The sequence below is a fragment of the Streptomyces sp. XM83C genome (assembly GCF_023072675.1).
Taxonomy (GTDB): domain Bacteria; phylum Actinomycetota; class Actinomycetes; order Streptomycetales; family Streptomycetaceae; genus Streptomyces; species Streptomyces thermocoprophilus.
Window position 1 is genome coordinate 1 of record NZ_JALLGL010000514.1, and the last position, 2239, is coordinate 2239.

The window sequence follows — 2239 nt, forward strand, 5'->3', positions numbered from 1 at the left end:
GTCCCGTGGGCGGGGGATGAGACGCGGGCGGGCGGCCCGGAAGGACGGGCCCGCAGGCCGGCCGTCCCCCGGGGACGCCGAGAGGCTCAGCCCGGCCGGGCGCGCCCGCGCCCCACAAGCGCGCCGGGCGGTCGGGCGGCTTGCGGCCGGTCGGATGTCGCCCGTTTCGATTTCCTCGCGACCAGCGGGCCCACCCTTTTGGGTGAAGGGTGGCTCCCGTGCCTGCTCGCCGCTTCCGTCGTGCGGCACGCCGGCCGGTCGGATTTGCGATCGTTCGCGATCGAATTCGATCGAGGTGGCGTTCAGTGTGGGCATATCGGGCCGGATTGCGTCCTGATCTGTTGGACTGTCAGCCCGTCCCCATACCAGAGCAGGGCGCTTCATGTGGGACTTTGTCAACTGCCCCTCGCACATGTTCCGTTCACGACTACTGTGAGTGCCCGTTGCGCACCGAAGCGCGAGCAAACAGGCCCGACGGACCAGTACGAGGACACCGATGTCTCACTTCCGCGCACCGGCCGCGCGCGCAGACCGCCGAGAGGGCGGCGGGCGGCACGGGCGGCCGGTAGCCCGCACCCTCCCCGCCGTGCCCGAAGCCCACATACGGCCGCACCTGCTGCGCATGGCCGTGCTCCCGCCCGTCGCCGTCGCCCTCAGCGGCTGCGCGGCCGTCCTCTTCGCCGTCCGCTCCACCGGCGTACGCCCCACCCCCACCCTGTGGGCGGTCCTCGCCGGTGCGGTCGCCGTGGCCGGGGCCGCCGTCGTCATCGCGGCCGTCGCCGCGAACCGCGCCGCCAAGGCCGTCGCCGAACGCGTCGACGCGCTGCGCCGCAGCAGCGCCCGCGGCGAGGCCGATCTGCGCGCCCTCGTCGACGCGCTGCGCCGCGGCGACACCCCGCCGCCGCGCCGTACCCGCGGCCAGCCGCCCGCCGACGCCGACGACTTCGAACTGCTCGCCGCCGACCTCGCCCGCGCCCACGACGGCGCCGTCGCCGCAGTCGTGCAGGCCGCGCAGCTCTCCAGCCAGGCCGGCAGCCAGCAGAAGCTGGAGGTCTTCGTCAACCTGGCCCGGCGCCTGCAGTCCCTGGTGCACCGGGAGATCTCCATCCTCGACGAGCTGGAGAACGAGATCGAGGACCCCGACCTGCTCAAGGGCCTCTTCCACGTCGACCACCTCGCCACCCGCATCCGCCGCCACGCCGAGAACCTCGCCGTGCTCGGCGGCGCCGTCTCGCGCCGCCAGTGGAGCAACCCCGTCTCCATGACCGAGGTGCTGCGTTCCGCGATCGCCGAGGTCGAGCAGTACTCACGCGTCAAGCTCGTACCGCCGATCGACGGCGACATCCGCGGGCACGCCGTCGCCGACGTCATCCACCTGCTCGCCGAACTCGTCGAGAACGCAACCGTGTTCTCCGCCCCGCACACGCAGGTCCTCCTCCGCGCCAACCTCGTCACCTCCGGTCTCGCCGTCGAGGTCGAGGACCGCGGCCTCGGCATGCCCGTCGAGGAGCAGCAACGGATGAACGCGCTGCTCGCCGACCCCGACCAGGTCAACGTCGCCCGCCTCCTCGCCGACGGCCGCATCGGCCTGTACGTCGTCTCCCAGCTCGCCCGCCGGCACGGCATCCGCGTGCGCCTCCAGACCAACATCTACGGCGGCGTCCAAGCCGTCCTCGTCGTCCCCCAGGACCTCCTCGGCACGCCCGCCCTCGTCGCCGGAACCGCCACCGACACCGCCGACCCCACCGCCGCACAGATCGTCGAGAGCGGCGGCACCGCGGTCCACGACACCGGCGCCCTCGCCGTGCCCGCCCCCGGCCTCACCGCCGTACCGCCGCCGCCCGACGAGTACCGCACCCCGGGCCGGGCCGACGACACGCCGCCTCCCGCACCCGGCGCGCCCGCGCCGCCGCTGCCCGTGCGCGGGCGGCGCGCGGAACGGCCCACCCCCGCCTCCGCCGCACCCGGCATCCGCCCCGAGGACCGGGCCGTCGTCGACGCCAACGAAGGGCAGCCGCCCGTGCCCCGCACCGGCGCCGTCCGCGGCACCATGGGCAAACCCCGGCTGCCCCGGCGCCGCGCCCAGGAACACCTCGTCCCCCAGCTGCGCGGCGGCCCCGCACCCCGCCAGGAACCCGAGCAGCACATCGGCCACGACCCCGGCCTGATGGCCGCCTTCCAGCGCGGCATCGGCCTCGCCGACGCCCAGCAGGGCGGCCCCGGCCACACGCCCCCGCCC

At 75.1% G+C, this 2239-nt stretch carries 1 protein-coding gene; it reads left to right on the forward strand.

Annotation, left to right across the window (positions count from 1 at the left end; all coding sequences use genetic code 11):
- Positions 1-496: 496 nt before the first annotated feature.
- A partial coding sequence (locus MTQ10_RS29905) for a sensor histidine kinase (protein WP_247473668.1) occupies positions 497-2239 on the forward strand: 1743 nt, incomplete at its 3' end.